This is a genomic window from Atopomonas sediminilitoris (assembly GCF_022601735.1).
In the GTDB taxonomy this organism is placed as follows: Bacteria; Pseudomonadota; Gammaproteobacteria; order Pseudomonadales; family Pseudomonadaceae; genus Atopomonas; species Atopomonas sediminilitoris.
Window position 1 is genome coordinate 201,465 of sequence record NZ_JAKUMM010000004.1, and the last position, 19,887, is coordinate 221,351.

The window sequence follows — 19,887 nt, forward strand, 5'->3', positions numbered from 1 at the left end:
TTAGCTTAAGTGCACGGCAACGCCGTGAGTGATCAGGCTGACGGCGATAATCACCGCGTAACCGGCGAGCATATCCAGGGCGACCACGGCTTCGTTTTTCTCCCGCAAGGCGGCGCTGGGTGCGCTTAAAAAGGCACTCAGTTGGCGCAGCGCTAGGCAATAAAAGGCACCGAGAACAATCAGCGCCCACGTGCTGGGGGTGCCGGCGAGCAAGAACAACAGCCACAGCTGGCAGACCAGCATGGCGGTGACGAGGAGGATCACCAGCAAGGCCGAGCCACGGGTGCCAAAGATGCGCGAGTACGACTCGATGGTGTCGCGCTCTTCTTCGGGGCCTTTGGTTTTACGGGTGATCTCAAAGCAAAAGCCGCTGATAAAGGCCAGCAATATCATGGCTTTGAGCTCAAGACTTAGCGCAATACCAGGCTCGGCCAAGTTGGCCAACCAAAACACCACCAAGGGCATGACCAGCATGTGCGACACGGCATAGCAGGTGAGGTGACGGTTGAGCCAGTCGCCGATGAAAAACTCTTTGCCCATCAGCAAGGTCCAGCCCATCAACGCTAACCAGCTGAAAGTGACCTGGCCGAGTCCCTGATCCAACCACAACGAGTAGCCCAGCTGCGCCAGCACCGCAGTCACACCCAATGCCTTAAGGTGGCCGAGGGTGATCAAGCCGCTTTGCAGCACGCGCTGCGGATGGTTTTGACAGTCCAGCGCATAGTCTTTGTGTTCATCAAACACGCGCAGCAGCAAAAAGAATGACCACGTGACGAGGCAGCCGCTGAGGTCCAGCAGGCTGATCGACAAACCGCTGTCCGCCGTGACGCTGCGCACTACGGCGGCGGTGGTCAGGTAGAGGATGAAAAACAGCAAGGCGTTGGCCACAGGAAAGCGCTCTTGCATCCACGCCCATAAGCGGCTGCTTAGTGGGGCGGCTTGAGTGAGTACGGCGGTGGTCATATCAAACACTCCGAGAAGGGGATAAGGCGGTGGCGCTGCTGGACGCGGGGCGACGATCAAGCCAGGGGTAGAGCAGCGGTAACAGCAGCAGGTCAACCAACAGCGCGAACACGATGCTTAGGCAGGTGACGATGGCGGTGTTGACGGTAATTTGAATGTTCGAGTTGGCCAGCCAAGCAAAGCCCAGCCCCAACACCACGCTGGTGGTGACGATGGCGTAGCCGACATGGCGCAAGGCGCTTTCAACGGCGGCACCGGCACTGAGCTGCTGCTCGTCGCGGGCACGCTGGTATTTGCTAATGAAGTGGATGGTGTCGTCGATCACCACGCTGAAGGCGATGCCCATCACCACGGTAAGCCCGAGGTCGATGTTGCCGTTGAGCCAGCCCCATGCGCCAAAGGCCATGCCAATGGGCAGCAGGTTGCCAAAGAAGCACGCCAGCGCATGCCGCCAGTTACCAAACAGCCATGCGGCGGCCAGTGAAGCCAGCAGCAGTGAGCCAATCAGGCCAGCAAACATGCCGGTGATCGAGCGCTCACCAATATGGGCAAACATCAAGGATAACGACGCCCCCGAGGCACGCATCGAGGCTGGTAAATGCTCGGCTTGCCAGCGCTCGGCGTGTTGGTTAAGTGCTAGCAAGGCTTGACCGCTGCTGGTGCCGACCGCCACGCGCAACCGTGAAGCGCTCCGATCAAAACGCAGCAAGTAGTTCAGGTCAGCGCCAAAGGGCAGCGACAGCTCGTATTGCAGCAGCAGTTGGGCGATTTCTTCGCGGCTCGCCGGAATGCGGTAGAAAGCCGGATCATCTGCGTGCATGACCTGATTGACGCGTTTGATGATGTCGGCCAGCGAGTTGACCTGCACCACGTAGGGCTGGGTTTTAAGCCAGCTGGCGTAGTCATCCAGCGCCTGCAAGTAGCTAGGCTCCAAAATGCCGCTATCGCCTTGGCCCTTGAGGGTGTAATTGAGTTCGCTGGTACCGGTGAGGTCGCGATTGACCGCTTCCATATCAAGGCGGAACGGTGTGTCGGCGGTGTAATACTTCACCACATCGTCATTGATGCGATTGTGCAGTAACCCGGCCAGCAGCCCGCCCGCGAGCAGGGCAAACGCCAGTAACAGCGGTAGGCGTTGCCGATTGAGGCACTGCGCTAAGCGCGCCATGCCTTGGGCGTCGCTGCGCATCAGTGCGGGGATCTGCCGCGGTGGCTTGCCCGGCAGACGGCTTAACAGCGGCGCACTCACCAGCAAGGTAAACAGCAGGGCGAACATCACCCCAGCCGCGACGATGTAGCCCATCACGCGAAAGGGGGGTGAGTCATTAAAGTGCAAGGTTAAAAAGCCCAGCGCCGTGAGCACGCTGGTGGTGGTCATCGGGCCAATATTGCGCCGCAAGCTGTCGATCATCGCCGCGCGCTTATCCAACCCTTGGTGCTGCGCTTGAATCCAGCCGATCACCAAGTGAATGCCGTCCGCGATCGCCAAGGTCAAGATCATCACCGGTGCAACGATCACCGAATCGTTGATCGTCGGCTTAAACCAGCCAATCAAACCGCTACCGGCCAGCACCGCCAATTGGCAGGTGGTGTAAATCACCAGCGTCGCTTTAAGGTTACGAAACAGCAACCAGAGCGCGCCGAGCAGGGTTAGGGTGAACCACGGCCATACACGGACAAAATCAGCTTGCGACTCCTCCGGAAAGGCCTGATTGGCAATGGTTTGCCCCGCCAGATGGAAGCTAACTGCGGGGGCTTTTTCTGCGGTTTGTGCCACCAAAGCACGGATCGCGTGCACCACTTCGGGGATTTCTTGCTGTTGATCTACGCCCGGCATATTGAGGGTGATGCGCACCGCCGCCATCTGCCCATCTGCGGCAACCAGCGCGCCGTGTAAAAATGGCTCGTCCAGTGCAATCTGGCGAACTTGCGCCGCCAATACGCTGTCGATCGGTTGTTCTGGCGGCAGTAAGTCATTGGTCGTAAGGCTGTCGTCCTCGACCAATACATGCTGAAAGTTGCTTAACGACTCCACGCGCTGGGCATAGGGGATTTGCCAGGCGGCTTCGGTCAGCTCAGCAATCAAGCCGAGCGTTTCTGGGTTAAACACCTCGCCTTGGGCGGGGCGCAGGGCAATCAGCACCGTATCGGTTTTGCTGAAGTCTTGGTTCAGTTGCTCGTAAGCGGCAAGTTGCGGGTTATCGGCACTGAAAAATGCCCGATGATCCAGCGAATAGGTATACCCCCCAACGCCAGCAAGGCTGGCGCTCAGCAGCACCGCTGCCAACAGCAACGCTTGCCAAGGATGGGTAATCAACCAGCGCGCCAAGTAAAGACTGACATTAGCGCGCCACGAGCGGCTGACGTCGTGTGCGGGTAATGGACGGTGTGAGGAGACTTGGGTCATGGGGCTGCCTTAGAGGAAATAGCGCAGGGATAGGCGCAGGTAGTCGTCATCGACCAACGGACGCAGCTTGTGCTCAAGGTCGGGTTGGCTGATGAACTCCCATGCGCTGGGCACAGGTTTAGGGCTCAAAAACGCCCGTAGCTCCAGCTCCAGCAGTAGGCTGTCGCTTAGGCGGCGTTGCCCCTCGACACTCAACAGTTGTTCGTCGTGCTGGCTATCGATGATGACGCTGGCCAATAGCGTGCTGCTGGCGGCATCGTTGAGGCTTAAACGCCAGCCCAACAGCCAGTCGTGTTCAAAGGCACTGGTGGCGCGCTCGCCACGGCTGTCGTACAGGTACTCCACCAGCCAGCCGGCATCGGCGTTGCTGTCGAGCCAACCGACTTGGGTGTACTCAAAACCAGCATCGGCGGCGTGATGGCGCTCGGCGCCGCCGCTCTGTTGGATGGCCTCCAGCTTCCACAGCAAGTCACCTTGGGTGAGCTGGGCGTCTAAGCCCCACTGCGTGATTTGCCGGTAATAAGCGCTGAGTTGTGGTTGATAGCCGGCCGCTAATCCAATCGCTTGCCCGCCGCTGTAGCGCAGTTGGTTAGGGTCTAGGGTCAGGCGCAGTTCGGCTTCGCGGTTGGTGCCGTGAAAGCCGGATAAGCCCAAGCGCAGTGCATCGCCGTTGTATTGCCAGCGCGCGGCGAGGTCGACATGGCGCTCGCCGTTGCTGGCCTCATATGCCGCGTCGTTATCGACGATCAGTGGCAGGCGCAAACGTCCTTCCTCACCGGCAAAGGTTCGTTTGCGAAAACCGGGCAATACAAACAGATCAACCTGCTGCGCTTCATGCTCGAAGGCTAGGTTGACCATGGGCTGGCCCAGCTTGGCTTCGCCATCCAGCCGCTCAATCAAGTCGGTTTGATTGATGATGTCGACCAAGTGACGGCCTTCGGTGACGCCCCAAAATACTTGGCGAATGCCTGTGCGCAGCTCAAAGCCATCACCCAGATGCAGCCAAAAGGCTTCGCGCAGATCGGCATGACTGCGGCGACTGTCTTGCTCATCCCAGCGTGCAAACGGCGTAACGGTGAGGCTGTTGTTGTCGTTAAGCTCGGCCCAGAACTCGCTTTTAACGCTGACACTCAGGTGCTGACGACTTTGTCCTTGGGCACCGGCTTGCCCAAAGGCGGTGTGTTCAAAACCGAGCTCATGCTGGGCTTCCATGTCCGCAGCCCAGGATAAATTGGGCAGTGCGCAGGCGCACAGCAGCCGCGCCAGCCAAGGCGCTATAGCGAGATGCGACATGTTAGCGGGCTCGGAGTAAGGCGTTTTGACTGAAGTCGCGGTCGTTTAGACCTTGTCCAAACTGGTGTTCAGACCACGCCAACGTGGTGTGCTTACCCGTTTGCACATTGCGCATGGTCATCAGCGCCGGCCGCCAATACTGGCCTTGATGCAAGGTGAAATCGGTTGCTTGATACACCTTAAGCAGCTGGTCGCGGCGGTCGTAGTACTCGACTTGGCGAATCAGCAGATGTTCTTGATCAATCCAGACGCGCTGGCGCTTGTAGCCGGAATGACGATCGTTCGGGTGACGGTTAAGTACGTAGCACGGCATGTCATTGAAGGTGTCTTGGCTTAGCTCGCCGTAGCTGAACTTTTGCCAAAACGGGGTAATGATATCTTCGAAAGCGAACTCGCTGGCCATGAACGGGCCAGACTTATTGCGCGCGCCAATTTGCTTCACGCGTTTAATCGCTGGCAGGTACAACCACTGCTCATCTTCGCCTTGAGGATGGGTGTAGGACAGCAGCGCGGAGCCACGCACATCACGCGGGGTATCAAACACCATCAGGCTTTTTTCACCGTCGGTGTATTCAAGGTTTTTAACCCGCAGTTGGCGACTGGCTTGTTCGCCCGCGCCGTTGTGCAGCGTCATAACGAGGGTCGCAGAGGAGTCACCGAAGCCTCTAATACGAGCCTCAGCGGCTTGCGCCAAGCTTTCACTGGTCCAGTCTTGAGCGATCACGACAGACGATAAACAAAGGCTAAGCAAGCCACTCATTAGACGCACAACCAGTACCTCGCGTTCACGTGAGAGAGTCAAACAAGCTGCTTTCTGAGCGGGCATTGCGTGATTGTTGCCAGGACTTAATCACGCTGCCGTATGTCATTCAAACAGTTGTATGAATGCTACCGTGTGCACTGTTTTGCTGAGCCTAACTTTCGGTTAGCTATGTTCGTTTTCGCGCCTTTAGTGTTCGAATTTGCGTCATGCCTTTGGCGGTGGTTTTTTTAACGCTTTCGCTTAACCAAGTCGCGGTGCAAAAAACGATTGGGGTGGCAGGCGCCAAGTAACGCCTGGGACGCCGGCAGCGGCTCGCCACAAATTTGCGCGGCGAGCAGTTCGCCACAAAAGGGCGCGCTAATTAACCCGCGTGAGCCGTGGCCAGTATTGACGTACAGGCCTAAGTGCCACGGACAAGGGTCTTTAAAGCGCGCAAAGGCGTCTTGGCGCAGCTTGGCAAAGCGCTGGCAAAACTCATCCGCCACCGCCACTGGTCCAACCAAGGGTAGATAGTCGGGGCTGGTGCAGCGCACGCCAACGCGTGCCTCAAGCTGATCCACATCCGGCTCGGCAAAGCTCTCGGCGAGCGTGCTGGATAAGCTGTGCAGGATCGCCAAGTTGCTCACATGCTCTTCGGCGGTGGGCGCTAAGTCGGCAAATTTAAAGACAAAGCTGGCGCCTACATTGTGCAAACCGCGCCACACAGGGGCGGTGTAACCACTGCCGCACAGCACCGTTTTAAGCTGCTGACTGTAGGCGGTAGGGGGGATATGGGTGACTTGGCCGCGAATGGCTTTGTGCGGCAGGTGCGCCGTTTCGGCAAAGCTTTTCGCTTGCACGGCATTAGCCAGCACCAACACCGGCGAACGCATTTGACGGCCATCAGCGGCGCTTACGTGCCAAATCTCATCAACGTTGTTGATCTGCTCGGCTTTAAAACCGGTGTGCAGCGTGATGTTGGGGTGGTCAATCAGGTGCTGACTCAGCGCAGCCGGATTAGCCCAGCCGGCTTCGGGGAACAGTAAACCGCCTTCATCCATGCTCACGCCGGCAACTTTGCTTGCAGCTTGCGCATCAACCAGCGTCATTAAGTCAGGGAAGGCCGCGGCTAACTCGGCTTGGCGTTCAGGTTCTTTTTCTGCGCTGGCCAGTTGGATCACACCGCAGTTGTCCCACACGGCGTCCTGCCCACGCGGCAGCGCCTCAAGCAAGCGGCGACTGTAGCCGTAACCACTGAGGACAAAGTGTGTGAGCGGTGTCAGGTGCGCAGACAACTTGAGGTACATGATGCCTTGGCGATTACCGGAGGCTTCTTGCGCGATCTCGGCATGCTGCTCCAATAAATCCACCTGCCAGCCGCGGCGCGCTAGCGCATTGGCGGTGGCGCACCCGCTTAAGCCGGCACCAAGCACCAGCGCATGGCCTGCCTTGGGCGTCGGTGGTGCGGCAAACCAAGGCGTGGGCTTGCTCTTTTTAGGAGGCGGCGGTGCTTCGACAAAATGGCCGTAGAGCATTTCACGCTTGAGGCCGAAACCTTCGGCCTTGTGCATGGCAAAACCAGCGGCCTCAAGGGCTTTGCGCACCGCACTGGTACAGGCAAAAGTGGCCAGCGTGCTGCCGGGGCGACTGGCTTTGGCGATCGCTTGCATAACATCTGCCTGCCACAAGCCGGGATTTTTTGCAGGTGCAAAGCCATCTAAAAACCACGCATCCATCGTGCCGCTCAGCCCGCGCAGCAGGGGCAAGGCATCGCCCATAAGCAGCGTTAAACTGATGCGGCCTGCGGCCAAATGCAGGGTTTGATAACCCTGATGCAGTGCTTGGTATTGTGCCAATAAGGCAGCCGCGAACTCGGCTAACTCAGGCCAAAGGGCTAACGCTCGGCGCAGGTCCTCTCGGGTTAACGGATAGCGTTCGGCGCTAAAAAAATGCAGACGTGCGCCTTGCGGAGCATGCTGTTCAAAGCATTGCCATGTGCACAGAAAGTTCAAGCCGCTGCCAAAGCCTGTCTCGCCCACGCTGAATAAGTCGCCTGGTTGCAGGGCGGCAAAGCGCTCGGCGAGGCGGTTGTGTTGCAAAAACACGTAGCGGCTTTCGGCCAAGCCATCAGTGGTGGAGAAGTACACATCGTCAAAGCGAGCCGAAATAGGTTGGCCTTGATCGTTCCAGTGAAGGTCAGCTGGCTTGAAGTCGCGCATGGTCTGTTCTTGGCTTAATGTGAGGCTATTGTACGCAGCAGCGCTTTGCTATGGCGGCTGATTTGCGGCGTAGGGGCAGGCTTAAGGAGCGGTAATGTTTGAATCAGCAGAGATTGGCCACCGGATTGATAAAGCCACTTGGGATGAGCAAGTACCCACCCTGCGTGCTGAGCTATTGGCCGCTCAGTACGAATTAAAACAGCGCGCCGGTTTTCGCGTGCTGATTTTAATCAATGGCATTGAAGGCGCGGGCAAAGGCGAAACCATTCGCTTACTCAATGAGTGGCTCGACCCGCGTTTAGTGCAGGTACACGCCTTTGTGGATGCCACCGACGATGAGCAACGCTACCCCGCTGCACGGCGATTTTGGCAGGACTTGCCGCCACGTGGCCGCATGGGGGTGTTTTTTGGCAATTGGTATAGCCAGCTGATTACCCTAACGGTGCGCGGCAAAATTGAACAAGCGCAGTTGGATCAGGCGATTGGCAAGGTCGAACGCTTTGAGCGCATGCTCTGCGATGAAGGCACCTTGTTATTTAAGTTTTGGTTTCATCTGGGCAAGGCTGAATTTAAACAGCGCATCGACGAGCAGGGCGATGACCCCTTGCAGCATTGGCGCGCCAGTCCACTGGATTGGCACAAAGGCAAAACCTATAGCAAGGTATTGACCGTAGCCGAGCATCTGCTGCGCCAAACCAGTCGTGATTATGCGCCGTGGTATGTGCTTGATGGCAGTGACGCTAATTATCGCAGCCTCACCGTTGGGCGCATGTTATTGCAGGGCTTACGGGCGCGCTTAGACCAACAGCAACCTGCACGTGCGGCCACCCATGCGGCGCCGCTGGCGGTGGCGCAAGACGGCCGTCGTTTGCTCAATGAGCTGGACTTAAGCCAAACGCTGAGCAAGTCCGACTACAAAAAGCAGCTACAACAAGAACAACAGCGCTTAGCCGCCTTAGTGCAAAACAAAGCCTTTCGCACTCATGGCTTAGTCGCGGTGTTTGAGGGTAATGACGCCGCGGGCAAAGGCGGGGCGATTCGGCGTGTCAGCGCCGCGCTAGATCCACGGCAGTACCAAATCATCCCCGTTGCGGCACCTACCGATGAGGAGCTAGCGCAGCCTTATCTGTGGCGTTTTTGGCGCCATGTGCCGGGGCATGGCAGTTTCACCTTGTTTGATCGCTCATGGTACGGCCGCGTGCTGGTCGAGCGCGTCGAAGGCTTTTGCAGCGAAGCTGACTGGCTAAGGGCTTACAACGAAATCAATGACTTTGAACAAGACCTAACCGAACACGGCCTGGTGGTGGTGAAGTTTTGGCTGTCGATCGATCAAGAGACCCAATTAGCGCGCTTTCGTGAACGTGAAAACGTGCCCTACAAGCGCTTTAAAATCACCGAAGATGATTGGCGCAACCGCGACAAGTGGCCGCAATACGTTGAAGCCGTCAGCGATATGGTCGATCGCACCAGCACCCGCGAAGCGCCTTGGACACTGGTCGAAGCCAATGACAAACGCTTCGCGCGGGTCAAGGTGCTACGCACCATCAATGACCAGCTCGAGCAGCGTCTGTCGAAGTAAATAGCTGTCTAATGGGGCAAGTGCGTCTTGCTGTGTCTAAACAGTTGATCCGCCAACTGCATGGCCTGAATGTAGGCGTCGACCCCGTGACAGGCTTCATTGTGGGTGAAGTAGGGGCCTTCCAAGGTTCCTTCGCGGGTGGCGAAGAAAAACTTGCCATTGATATTGCTGACTCTGTTTGAGCGAAAGTGAGTGCGCTGGGCTGTGTCGCTCATACGGCAATGTGTCGTGGTCATGAACCAACATCCTCCATCGTTACGGGGTGTGGTGATTCCACTGTAGTGCTCTCAGGCGCGACGCCAAGGCAAGACTGACTAATGGTTAGCACTGTTTTAAATAAACAGCGTCTATTAATAGCCAGATGACTTATTTCGGCCCGCTCTCGCCTAGCAGTACACCTAGCGCATGCAATGCCGCCTAACTGTGTCTGTCATGGAGGGAAGGGCAGAGACTAGACTCTGTTTTTATCTGCAGGATGCTGTCATGCATGTTTCATCGGGTCGCTGGCTTTTAGGGTTGGGCTTGGCGTTGACCACCGCCGTGTTGTGGGGGCTCTTGCCCATCAAACTCAAGCCTGTGCTAGCAAGCATGGATCCAATTACAGTCACCTGGTTTCGCCTCATCAGTGCTGGGCTTGTGTTGCTGGCATGGCTCGCGGCGCGCCAACGCTTGCCTGATTTTCGTAAGCTCAAAGGCCGCTATTGGCTGTTGGTCGTGGCTATTGTTGGCTTAGTGCTGAATTACGTGGCTTATTTGATGGGGCTTAAACGCCTGAGCGCAGGCACCACGCAGCTGGTGATTCAACTGGCGCCGATCTTCTTGCTTTTAGGCAGCGTGCTGATTTACCGCGAAGGCTTTAGTCGCGGACAGCAGATTGGTCTGCTGGTTTTGCTGACTGGCTTCACGCTGTTTTTTAACCAGCGCTGGTTGGAGTTAATGACGTCGTTAACCCAATACACCGTGGGTATTTTGATCATGGTGTTCGCGGCGCTGACGTGGGCGTTTTATGGCTTAGCGCAGAAGCAGCTGCTCACGCAGTGGGGCTCGGTGCAGATCATGATGGTGATCTACCTTGGCTGCGCCAGCTTGCTCACGCCTTGGGCCAAGCCCGCATTAATCTTCGATCTCAACGCGGTACAGCTCTGGCTGCTGCTGGCTTGCTGCCTGAATACCTTGGTGGCTTATGGCGCTTTTGCCGAGGCATTGGCGCATTGGCAAGCGTCACGGGTGAGTGCCACGCTGGCCATTACGCCGCTAATTACCTTTGCCTGCGCGGCGCTGGGCGCGATGATTTGGCCGCAGTGGATTGTGGCCGAGCCTTTGAATGCTTTGGCCTATTTAGGCGCATTATTGGTGGCCTTGGGTTCTGCGCAAACCGCACTGGATTTACGCGCGCGCTTGGCCGTGTGGCGCAGTAACCAAAAAGCGCGGCGCGAGGCCGCACAGCTAAACCGCTAATCCGCCCCGGTCAGTTGCAAGGGGCTACCGCTGGCTACGCGAGCGCTGCAACTGACCAGCGGCACTTTGCTAACCCCCTTGTTTTATAAGGTAAAACTCATTTTTTAGTCTCGAGCCGTGGCGATACGCGCAGTTTTATTGACGTGTATCAGCATATTTCGCCTTGATTGAAATCACAGTACGCCGGTCAAAAACTTTCACCGGCGGTGCTTTGGCGGGTTACCCACCTGATGTGGCGCGCTGGTCGCAACTGCGAGTATTTCGCCATGCACTCACTGAGCAATCTGATTCAACGCGTGTTACGCGCGCTGGGCTTGCGCACCATCAATGCGCAGTTCTTTTTTTCCTACTGTTTGATTTTCTGCTGCGCGGCCCTGACGGCTGCGGTGCTGTTTTTTTCTGAGCAAGACGCCAGTCAAATTGACCGTGCCGGTGCCCAGCGCATGCTTAGCCAAAAAATCGCCAAAGAGAGCTTGTTGGCGGCGCAGGGTCTGGTCGCACCGTCTGACGTAAAGGCCAGCATTACCCTTTTTGATGACTCGCATCGCGTGCTACTCAAGGGTGACAGCGCAGCCGGTCAGCTAGCTGTCTCCCAGCCTGATGCTGTTGAAGGTTTACGCGAGGTGGATCGGCTTTGGCCGGCTTTTCGTGAGCAAGCCATGCAAGTTGCCGCGGGTGATATCAGTGACCTAAGCGGTTTCAACCAAAACTCCGTGCAGTTATTGCAAAAAATGCACGCGGTGGTCGGCATGATGTCCGCTGCGGCTAACCAAACGGCCAAGCAGCAATTGTGGCTGGCTTTGGGCTCGACCTTGGTGATCTTGATTTTGGTGGTGCTGGGGCGTTTGTGCGGCATGGATTGGTTAATGCAGCGCATCCAAGCCCTGCGCGAGTGTCTCGAGCAAGTTGCTGCGGGGGATTTCTCGCGCCCGCTGGAAACGCCCTATAGTGACGATGAGATGGGGCAAATCACCGAGTCCTACCGTCGCTTGCGCTTGCAAGTGGGCGAGATGATTCGTGCTGTGGGCGATGCCGCCACTAATGCAGACAGCCAGTGCCAGCGCTTGGCCGGTATGGCAGCAGACACCGCCAGCAATGTGCAAGGCCAGCAGGCCGAGCTGGATCAAGTGGTGACGGCGATGAATGAAATGCTGGCCACCGCGCAAGAAGTGGCGCGCAGCACGGTAGAAACCGCCGACGCCGCTGATGTGGCGGATAAAGAAACCCACACCGGCGAGCGCTTGATGGCCGAGTCTTTGGCCTCCATCCGTGGGCTATCCAGCCATGTTGAAGGGCTGGCCGAGTTGATGCAGCAACTCAGTACCGACAGCCAAGCCATTGGCAAGGTGCTGGAAGTGATCACCGCGATTGCCGAGCAAACCAATCTGCTGGCACTGAATGCCGCGATTGAAGCCGCGCGTGCCGGTGAGCAGGGCCGTGGTTTTGCCGTGGTCGCAGATGAAGTGCGTAACTTGGCCGCGCGCACCCAAACCTCTGCCGGCGAGATCAACAGCTTGATCGAGCGCCTGCAAAGCCGCACCGAAGCGGCCAGTGTCGCCATGCAGGCCTCCAAAGACAGCAGCGAATTAACCCTCGAACAAATTGAGCAGGCCCAACAAGCCTTTGCACACATTGTTGACGCGGTACAAACCATTCGCGGCATGAGCGCGCAAGTGGCCACCGCGGCCGAAGAGCAATCACAAGTGGCGGAAACCATGAATGAGTCGCTGCACCGCATCGCCTTAGCCAGCGAGCAGACGGCAGGTTCGAGCCAGCAAACGGCGGCTTCTGGGCAGAACATTACCGAACGTATGGACGCCCTGCGCGAGCTAACGCTGCGCTTTAACGTCTAGCGCTGAGCGGATTACTTGATTGCTAACAAGGCCAAAACGGTACAGCACGTTAGCCTTGGCAAAGCTTTGTATCGATAAATAAAGGAGCCCCGTATGACGGCGTGTGCCTGTGATGTTTGCCCAGCCCCCAATCTGAGTCCGATTGCCGATGTGTTGGCGCAATTACGCGCCGAGGCCCAACGGCTCCCGCACCCTGAGGTGTTGCAACTGCCCTTGTTAGCCGCGTGCGGGGCGGTATTGGCTGAAGACATTCAAGCCGGCATCAATGTGCCACCCGCCGATAACAGCGCGATGGATGGCTATGTGGTGAATGCCGCGTACTGCGCCGATGGCGGCTTGCTGCCCGTGTCACAGCGTATTGCCGCCGGCGAAGCTGGCGAGCCGTTACAGCCCGGCACCTGCGCACGGATTTTTACCGGTGCGCCACTGCCGCCCGAGGCCGATGCGGTGATCGCCCAAGAGCAAGTTGAGGTACTGGCCGATGGCCGTGTGCGCTTGCCGCCGGTGAAGTCCGGCAGCCATGTGCGCCGCGCCGGAGAGGATATTGGCCAAGGCGCCACGCTGCTCAAACAAGGGCAGCGGTTACGGCCGGCGGATTTGGGCTTGCTGGCTTCCTGCGGCGTAGCACAAGTCAAAGTGTATCGACGCTTACGCATCGCCGTGCTCAGTACCGGTAACGAGCTATGCGAGCCTTGGCAAACCCTTGAGGCAGGGCAGCTCTACGACAGCAATAAATACCTGCTGTTGTCACAGTTAGATGAGCTGGGCTTTGACGTGTTTGACGCTGGCACTCTGAGCGACTCGTTGTCGCTCACCCAGGAGCGTTTAGAAGACTTAGCCGCGCAGTTTGATTTGATCATCACCACCGGCGGGGTTTCCGTCGGCGAAGAAGACCATATCAAAGCAGCGATTGAACACCTAGGTGAACTGTTGTTGTGGAAGTTAGCCATTAAGCCGGGCAAGCCCTTGGCCTATGGCTACGTGACCGGCACGCCGGTTTTTGCACTACCCGGCAACCCAGTCGCCGCTGCGGTGACCTTGCTATTAACCGTGGTGCCATGGCTGCGCTGGCGCCAAGGTGAGCATTACAACGTGCCTGAGCCTGTGTCTTTGCCGGCCCAGTTTGCCTGGCGTGCAGGGCCACGCCGCGAATACTTGCGCGTGCGGGTCGAAGAAGCCTCTTTAGTGCGCTTCGATCACCAAGGCTCTGGCGTGCTCAGCTCAATGAGCTGGGCCGATGGCTTGGCCTATGTCGAACCGAATGTCGATGTTGCGGTAGGCGATAGCCTGCCCTATGTGAGTTTTGCTCAGTTGTTAGCCTAACGAGGTGTGTGATGGCGATTGAGGATCTGCTGAAACAGAACCAATACTGGTCCAAGAGTTTGCGCGCGCGTGACCCTGAGTTCTTTAAGCGTTTGGCGGCGTTGCAACAACCGGATTATTTGTGGATTGGCTGCTCCGACTCACGCGTGCCCGCCAATGAAGTGGTGGGCATGATGCCCGGCGAGCTGTTTGTACACCGCAATGTGGCCAATATGGTGGTGGCCACCGACATGAACTTGCTGTCGGTTCTGCAATTTGCCGTGGACGTGCTCAAGGTTAAGCACATCATTGTCTGTGGCCACTATGGCTGCGGCGGTGTGCGCGCGGCAATCAGTCACAAAGAGCTGGGCTTGATTGATAACTGGCTGCGTGCGCTCAAAGCCTTGTATCACCAGAGTCTTGATCAGTTTGAGGGGCTGGATGATGACGCCAAGGTCAACCGCCTGTGTGAACTCAACGTGCTGCGCCAAGTGCGCAATGTCTGTCACACCACCATTGTGCAAAATGCCTGGATGGCCGGCACGGAGCTGAGTGTGCACGGCTGGATTTATGGCCTAGACAATGGCCTGATCAATGACCTGCAAACATCGATCAGCAGCATCGATCAGCTGGACGACACCTTCCAATACGAGCTGTAAAGCTAGGCCCGAGGTGCGGCGCTGGCTCAGTGTTTGAACTTATCCAGCGCCCACACGGCGGCCTCAACACGTGAGCGCAGCCCCAGCTTGTGCAGCAGGTTTTTGACGTGCACTTTCACCGTGCCTTCGGTGATGCCGAGCTTACGGCCGATCATTTTGTTGCTGTTACCGCCGGCGATCATCTTCAACACTTGGCGTTCGCGGTCAGTTAAGTCAGAACCGGTGCTGGTCGGTTGCGGATCACGCAGCGCTTGCGCCAGCACACGGGTGAGGGCAGGGCTGACCGCCATTTCGCCCTCCAAGGCCTCGTGCAACTGCTGGATAAGCTGCTCGGGCTCCATGTCTTTGAGCAAGTAGCCATCGGCGCCGTTGCGCAGCGCCGCGCGCACGTCTTCCTCGGCATCGGACACGGTAAACAGCAGCACCTTGCCGGGATAACCGCTTTGGCGCAGTTTTTTTAGCGTCTCAATGCCGTTTAACTGCGGCATGTTGTTGTCCAGCAAAATCATATCGGGCTGGATGTCTTTGAGCATTTCAAGCGCCTCAAGGCCATGATTGGCCTCGGCGATCACCTGCAGATCCTCTTCCAGCTCCAGCAATTGGCGCAGACCACGGCGCATCATAGGGTGATCATCGACCAGCATTATTTGATAGGCACTCATGCGACGGACTCCTGCACAGGCTTAAGAAATTCAGGATGAAAACGAAGGGTGACTTGGGTACCGCGCGGTGAATGCGGGCCGATGTGCAGCTCGCCATGCAGGCTGCGCGCGCGCTCTTGCATGATGTTAAGGCCGTGGTGCAAGCGTTGATCGACATCGCCGCTTAAGCCCACACCGTTATCGGCAATGCTGAGGGTGATGCTGTCGGTGTCGTGATGCAGGCTTAACCACACCTCGTTCGCCTGCGCGTGACGCACGCAGTTGGAGAGCGCCTCACGGGTGATCTGCAACACATGAATTTGCTCATTGGCATTGAGGCTAAACGCGATACCCGGCACATCAAGGTGAATGGCTAAGTCGCCCCGTTCGGCAAACTCGCCGGCGGTGTCATGTAACGCTTGCACGATGTCGTTGCCGGGAATCTGCAAGCGGAAGGTGGTCAGCAACTCGCGCAGCTGTCGGTAAGCATTATTCAAGCCTTCGCGGATCTCATCACTGACCTCGGTCAACGCCGCTTGATCGCTACCGCGCTTTACCAGCACTTGTAGGCGGCTGGTTTGCAGTTTCATGTACGACAGCGCTTGGGCGAGGGAGTCGTGCAGCTCGCGGGCGATCACCGCGCGTTCTTCCAACAGCAATAAACGGTGGTCTTGTTCGCGCTGGCGCTGCAGAGACAGCGCCGTACCAACCAGATCGGCGAGGGCTTGAATCAGCTCTACTTCCAATGCCTTGGGCTGGTGGCCGTCGGTAAAACGCGCGCGCAGCTCGCCCAGATCACGGCCTTGGTTGCTGATCAAAAAATTATGCTGATTGTGCTGGTGTTGACGCTCGCAACTGTTGCAGTCGCTGCGTGCACAAACATCACGCACTTGGCTGCCGTGCAAGGCGATCAGCACCTGTGAACTGCCTTGCTCTTCGGCGTTGTGCAGGCACAGGCTGAGGCTTAAGCCGGGCAGGCGTTGCTGAAAGTCGTTTAACAGCTGGTCGAGGCGGTTGGCGCTGGCTGGCTCGCTAGCCAGTGCACGACTGCTGCGATACAGCAGCGACAGGGCGGCGTTGGCACTTTCCAAATAGGCGGTTTTCGCCGCCACACGGCTTTCCAGCGTGCGATGCGACTCTTCAATGGTCGCGGCCATGGCGTTAAAACTGTTGGCCATCTGGCCTAATTCGTCTTCGCTTACAAATTCGACTCGCGCGCTGTGATCACCGGCGCGAAAGCGTTCGGCGGCACTGACCAGCTCTTGCAAGGGGGTGATGACGTTGCTTTGCAGCTCATACATGGCCACCAACAAGATCACCACCGTGATGAACAACGCGGCACCTTGAATGCTTTGTTGCCAGCTTTGTTTGCGCTCGCTGTGGCGTTGCATCAGCAATACAAAGTGGTCGAGCTGCTCGACAAAATCATCGGCATTGTGCTGGAAGTGCAAGTAATCCCGCGCTACCAGTGCTGGGCGTAGCTCGTTTTGCCAGCGCGTTTGCAAAACCAGATAGGCGCTGTGCAACGGCGCTTGCGGGTCGCTCTCCAGTACGCGGGTTAAGTCTTCGCTGTTTAAGCGCTTTTCTAAATTGTCGCGCAGGGCATTGATTTTGTCGGTAGCGGCGTCTGCTTCGAGCTTCCAGGTTAAGCGGTAAGTCGCCATGCGCAACGAGCCGGCCGTGTTGATCGCCGCGGCATCATCTTCGCTAAGCCAAGCGATCACACCCGCGCTTAATGCACTGGTCAACGCCAAAAAGGCAATCAGTGCCACCACCAAACCCGCCCGTACCGGCAGTGATGATCGAGCCCAGCGCAGCATGGCTACCTCCAAAGAAGAAATTAAGCCCTTGCGGGTTCAGTTAGGTGCCTTTGAAAGCGCTAAGGCACTGATTATTCGTGGTTTTCTAGATGGATAGACATCTACCCACAAGGTGGTAGATGACGCCAGTTTAATGCCTTGTTAACCCGCCACATCTTGATACAAGTCAATAGCCATTGAGGGTGACTCTCCTAGTGTTCGCTCAGGAAGACCTGAATTGAGGAGTCCACCATGGCCAGTGAAAAGATGCAGCAAGGCTTAGTGCTAGGTATGAGCACTATGGCGTTCACCATCTGCTTCATGATCTGGATGATGTTCGCCGTACTCGGCGTGCCCATTAAAGAGCTGTTGCAGTTAAACGAAACCCAATTCGGCCTGATGGCCGCCACCCCGGTGTTGACCGGTTCCTTAGTGCGCTTGCCGCTTGGCATGTTAGGTGACCGTTTTGGCGGCCGTATCGTGTTTTTCGTGCTGATGATGGTGTGTGTGCTGCCAATCTACCTGATCAGCGCCGCTACCGAGTACTGGCACTTCTTGGTGCTGGGCTTGTTCGTGGGTTTGGCCGGCGGCTCGTTCTCGGTGGGTATCGCTTATGTAGCCAAGTGGTTTAGCAAACAAACCCAAGGCACGGCGATGGGCGTGTTTGGTGCCGGTAACGCCGGTGCCGCACTGACCAAGTTTGTGGCTCCGGCGATTATCGCCGCCGCCAGCTGGCAGATGGTGCCGAAAGTGTACTCGGCCATCATGTTCATCACCGCGCTACTGTTCTGGTTCTTCACCTACGAGAAGAAAGAGCACTTGGTGCCTAGCACCGTATCGTTTGCGGATCAGCTGCGCACCCTCAAAGACCCGCGCGTGTGGCGCTACTGCCAGTACTACTCGATCGTCTTCGGCGGTTATGTCGCGCTGGCACTGTGGATGACCAAGTACTACGTGCAGGAGTACGGCTTTACCTTGCAAACCGCGGCGTTGCTGGCTGCGTGTTTCTCCCTACCGGGTGGTGTGCTGCGCGCTATCGGCGGCTGGATGAGCGATAAGTTCGGCGCACACCAAGTGACCTGGTGGGTGATGTGGGTGAGCTGGATTTGCTTGTTCCTGCTGTCATACCCGCAAACCGAGTTGGTGGTGCAAACCGTCAACGGGCCGAAGCAGTTCACCATCGGCCTGAACGAATACGTGTTCACCGCCTTGATGTTCATCATCGGTATCGCGTGGGCCTTCGGTAAGGCCTCGGTGTTCAAGTACATCTCCGATGACTACCCGCAAAACATTGGTGCCATCAGCGGCATCGTCGGCTTGGCCGGCGGTCTGGGTGGCTTTGTGTTGCCCATCATGTTTGGCGCGTTGGTCGATCTGACTGGCGTTCGCAGTTCCTGTTTCATGCTGATGTACGGCGTGGTCTGGGTCTCTCTGATCTGGATGTACCTCAGCGAAGTTCGCAAAACCCCTGTGCTGGGCTCCGGTTCTTCGGGCCCGGCTGGCAGCGCGTCTTAATCGTCTGAAGGAGACAAGACCATGGCTAGTAGTAAACCCCTGTCAGCCGGTGCGGACGCCAAAGCGTCCGGCCCGGTGATCCATGATTGGCGTCCTGAAGACGCGCATTTCTGGGCCGAAACCGGCAAGAAGATCGCTACCCGCAACCTGTGGATCTCGATCCCGGCGCTGTTGTTAGCCTTCGCGGTGTGGATGGTGTGGAGCGCCGTGATTGTGCGCTTGAACAGCATCGGCTTCACCTTTAGCACCGACCAGCTGTTCTGGTTGGCCGCGCTGCCGGGCTTGTCCGGTGCCACGTTCCGTATTTTCTACTCCTTCATGGTGCCGGTATTTGGCGGGCGTCGTTGGACGGCCTTAAGTACCGCGTCGCTGCTGGCGCCGTGCCTGTGGATGGGCTTTGCGGTGCAAGATGTCACAACGCCTTACAGCGTGTTCGTGATCATTGCGCTGCTGTGTGGTTTTGGTGGCGGCAACTTCGCCTCGTCCATGTCCAACATCAGCTTCTTCTATCCCAAAGCGCAGCAAGGTACGGCGCTGGGCTTGAATGCGGGTTTGGGTAACTTAGGCGTATCGGTGATGCAGTTCACCGTACCGCTGGTGATTACCTTTGCACTGTTTGGTGGCGTCGCCGGTACAGCGCAACAACTGCCAGACGGTGGCCAGCTGTGGCTGCAGAATGCCGGTTTCTTGTGGGTCCCCTTCATCGTGCTGGTCACTTTGGCGGCATGGTTTGGTATGAACGACCTGTCCAGCGCTAAAGCTTCTTTTAGCGAGCAAGCGGTGATCTTTAAGCGCAAGCACAACTGGTTGATGTGCTGGCTGTACTTGGCCACTTTCGGCTCGTTCATTGGCTTTGCTGCCGGCTTCCCCATGCTGATCAAAACCCAGTTCCCCGGCATTGATCCGCTGAAGTTTGCCTTCTTAGGCCCGCTGGTCGGTGCCTTGGTTCGCCCTGTGGGCGGCTGGATGGCGGACAAGATGGGCGGCGCACGCGTCACCCTGTGGAACTTCGTGGTGATGATCGCCGCCGTGTTCGGTGTGCTCGCGTTCCTGCCGCAAGGCGGCGAGGGCGGCAACTTCTACGGCTTCCTCGGCATGTTCATGCTACTGTTTGTCACCACCGGCATCGGTAACGGTTCGACCTTCCGCATGATTCCAGTGATCTTCCGCACGCATCACGAGCGCGCCAGCGCCGGAGCCAGCAAAGAAGCCCAAGAGCAAGCCATGAAAGATGCCGGTAAAGAATCCGCTGCGGTACTGGGCTTTAGCTCAGCGGTTGCGGCTTACGGCGCTTTCTTCATTCCTAAGTCATTCGGTACTTCGATGGCACTGACCGGTGGTCCAGAAATGGCCCTGTACGTGTTCGTCGGCTACTACGTGAGCTGCATTTTGGTCACGTGGTGGTGGTACTCGCGCAAAAACGCTGAGGTTCCTTGCTAAACATTCTGACCATTTTT

15 protein-coding genes are annotated in these 19,887 nt (G+C 57.3%); 7 read left to right on the forward strand and 8 right to left on the reverse strand.

Going from position 1 to position 19,887, the window contains the following annotated elements; all coding sequences use genetic code 11:
- From MKI83_RS07575 to mnmC, 5 genes are all read right to left on the reverse strand, one after another.
- Positions 1 to 963: a UbiA prenyltransferase family protein gene (locus MKI83_RS07575; RefSeq protein ID WP_241584613.1), complete on the reverse strand. Its 963-nt coding sequence runs from the start codon at positions 961 to 963 to the stop codon at positions 1 to 3.
- A 1-nt stretch (position 964) separates the two neighbouring features.
- Entirely contained in the window at positions 965 to 3,370 is a 2,406-nt protein-coding gene (locus MKI83_RS07580; protein WP_241584615.1) for an efflux RND transporter permease subunit, read from the reverse strand.
- Positions 3,371 to 3,379: 9 nt separating this feature from the next.
- Positions 3,380 to 4,663, reverse strand: coding sequence for a hypothetical protein (locus MKI83_RS07585; RefSeq protein WP_241584617.1), 1,284 nt, complete (start codon positions 4,661 to 4,663; stop codon positions 3,380 to 3,382).
- Between the two features lies 1 nt (position 4,664).
- Entirely contained in the window at positions 4,665 to 5,297 is a 633-nt protein-coding gene (locus tag MKI83_RS07590) for an outer membrane lipoprotein-sorting protein (protein WP_241584619.1), read from the reverse strand.
- 356 nt (positions 5,298 to 5,653) lie between these two features.
- Positions 5,654 to 7,624 carry a bifunctional tRNA (5-methylaminomethyl-2-thiouridine)(34)-methyltransferase MnmC2/FAD-dependent 5-carboxymethylaminomethyl-2-thiouridine(34) oxidoreductase MnmC1 gene (gene mnmC, locus MKI83_RS07595; RefSeq protein ID WP_241584622.1) on the reverse strand — a complete coding sequence of 657 codons (1,971 nt, stop codon included), beginning with the start codon at positions 7,622 to 7,624 and terminating at the stop codon, positions 5,654 to 5,656.
- Between the two features lie 94 nt (positions 7,625 to 7,718).
- On the opposite strand from mnmC, the gene pap reads away from it, so the two are divergent.
- Complete coding sequence (gene pap / locus MKI83_RS07600) at positions 7,719 to 9,203, forward strand: polyphosphate:AMP phosphotransferase (RefSeq protein WP_241584623.1); 1,485 nt, start codon at positions 7,719 to 7,721, stop codon at positions 9,201 to 9,203.
- An 8-nt stretch (positions 9,204 to 9,211) separates the two neighbouring features.
- Here pap and MKI83_RS07605 read toward each other — a convergent pair whose 3' ends face one another.
- Complete coding sequence (locus tag MKI83_RS07605) at positions 9,212 to 9,439, reverse strand: DUF6316 family protein (RefSeq protein ID WP_241584624.1); 228 nt, start codon at positions 9,437 to 9,439, stop codon at positions 9,212 to 9,214.
- Between the two features lie 247 nt (positions 9,440 to 9,686).
- On the opposite strand from MKI83_RS07605, the gene MKI83_RS07610 reads away from it, so the two are divergent.
- From MKI83_RS07610 to can, 4 genes are all read left to right on the forward strand, one after another.
- Positions 9,687 to 10,661 (forward strand): DMT family transporter, encoded by a 975-nt coding sequence (locus MKI83_RS07610; RefSeq protein ID WP_241584625.1) that lies wholly within the window; start codon positions 9,687 to 9,689, stop codon positions 10,659 to 10,661.
- A 266-nt stretch (positions 10,662 to 10,927) separates the two neighbouring features.
- On the forward strand, positions 10,928 to 12,514 hold the full coding sequence (locus tag MKI83_RS07615; RefSeq protein ID WP_241584626.1) for a methyl-accepting chemotaxis protein: 1,587 nt from the start codon (positions 10,928 to 10,930) through the stop codon (positions 12,512 to 12,514).
- Positions 12,515 to 12,607: 93 nt separating this feature from the next.
- Positions 12,608 to 13,837, forward strand: a complete 1,230-nt coding sequence (locus MKI83_RS07620; RefSeq protein WP_241584627.1) for a molybdopterin molybdotransferase MoeA — start codon at positions 12,608 to 12,610, stop codon at positions 13,835 to 13,837.
- An 8-nt stretch (positions 13,838 to 13,845) separates the two neighbouring features.
- Positions 13,846 to 14,475: a carbonate dehydratase gene (gene can, locus MKI83_RS07625; RefSeq protein WP_241584628.1), complete on the forward strand. Its 630-nt coding sequence runs from the start codon at positions 13,846 to 13,848 to the stop codon at positions 14,473 to 14,475.
- 26 nt (positions 14,476 to 14,501) lie between these two features.
- Here the strand turns inward: can and narL are convergent, their stop codons facing one another.
- Both narL and MKI83_RS07635 read right to left on the reverse strand, forming a co-directional pair.
- Positions 14,502 to 15,137, reverse strand: coding sequence for a two-component system response regulator NarL (gene narL, locus MKI83_RS07630; protein ID WP_241584630.1), 636 nt, complete (start codon positions 15,135 to 15,137; stop codon positions 14,502 to 14,504).
- Positions 15,134 to 16,936, reverse strand: coding sequence for a histidine kinase (locus tag MKI83_RS07635; protein WP_241584631.1), 1,803 nt, complete (start codon positions 16,934 to 16,936; stop codon positions 15,134 to 15,136). Before MKI83_RS07635 ends, narL begins: the two co-directional genes overlap by 4 nt.
- Before the next feature lie 231 nt (positions 16,937 to 17,167).
- Here MKI83_RS07635 and MKI83_RS07640 point away from each other — a divergent pair, with 231 nt between their 5' ends.
- Both MKI83_RS07640 and MKI83_RS07645 read left to right on the forward strand, forming a co-directional pair.
- A complete protein-coding gene (locus MKI83_RS07640) occupies positions 17,168 to 18,430 on the forward strand; it encodes an MFS transporter (RefSeq protein ID WP_241584632.1) in 1,263 nt (420 codons plus the stop codon).
- A gap of 21 nt (positions 18,431 to 18,451) precedes the next feature.
- The gene (locus MKI83_RS07645) at positions 18,452 to 19,870 is read left to right on the forward strand and encodes a NarK family nitrate/nitrite MFS transporter (RefSeq protein WP_241584633.1); all 1,419 of its coding nucleotides are present in this window, start codon (positions 18,452 to 18,454) and stop codon (positions 19,868 to 19,870) included.
- Positions 19,871 to 19,887: the final 17 nt, after the last annotated feature.

Bases quoted from the DNA above. Each gene is read 5' to 3' on its own strand.
- MKI83_RS07575 (WP_241584613.1), bottom strand. From the start codon at position 963: ATGACCACCGCCGTACTCACTCAAGCCGCCCCACTAAGCAGCCGCTTA.
- MKI83_RS07580 (WP_241584615.1), bottom strand. From the start codon at position 3,370: ATGACCCAAGTCTCCTCACACCGTCCATTACCCGCACACGACGTCAGC.
- MKI83_RS07585 (WP_241584617.1), bottom strand. From the start codon at position 4,663: ATGTCGCATCTCGCTATAGCGCCTTGGCTGGCGCGGCTGCTGTGCGCC.
- MKI83_RS07590 (WP_241584619.1), bottom strand. From the start codon at position 5,297: ATGACGCTGCACAACGGCGCGGGCGAACAAGCCAGTCGCCAACTGCGG.
- mnmC (WP_241584622.1), bottom strand. From the start codon at position 7,624: ATGCGCGACTTCAAGCCAGCTGACCTTCACTGGAACGATCAAGGCCAA.
- pap (WP_241584623.1), top strand. From the start codon at position 7,719: ATGTTTGAATCAGCAGAGATTGGCCACCGGATTGATAAAGCCACTTGG.
- MKI83_RS07605 (WP_241584624.1), bottom strand. From the start codon at position 9,439: ATGACCACGACACATTGCCGTATGAGCGACACAGCCCAGCGCACTCAC.
- MKI83_RS07610 (WP_241584625.1), top strand. From the start codon at position 9,687: ATGCATGTTTCATCGGGTCGCTGGCTTTTAGGGTTGGGCTTGGCGTTG.
- MKI83_RS07615 (WP_241584626.1), top strand. From the start codon at position 10,928: ATGCACTCACTGAGCAATCTGATTCAACGCGTGTTACGCGCGCTGGGC.
- MKI83_RS07620 (WP_241584627.1), top strand. From the start codon at position 12,608: ATGACGGCGTGTGCCTGTGATGTTTGCCCAGCCCCCAATCTGAGTCCG.
- narL (WP_241584630.1), bottom strand. From the start codon at position 15,137: ATGAGTGCCTATCAAATAATGCTGGTCGATGATCACCCTATGATGCGC.
- MKI83_RS07635 (WP_241584631.1), bottom strand. From the start codon at position 16,936: ATGCTGCGCTGGGCTCGATCATCACTGCCGGTACGGGCGGGTTTGGTG.
- MKI83_RS07640 (WP_241584632.1), top strand. From the start codon at position 17,168: ATGGCCAGTGAAAAGATGCAGCAAGGCTTAGTGCTAGGTATGAGCACT.
- MKI83_RS07645 (WP_241584633.1), top strand. From the start codon at position 18,452: ATGGCTAGTAGTAAACCCCTGTCAGCCGGTGCGGACGCCAAAGCGTCC.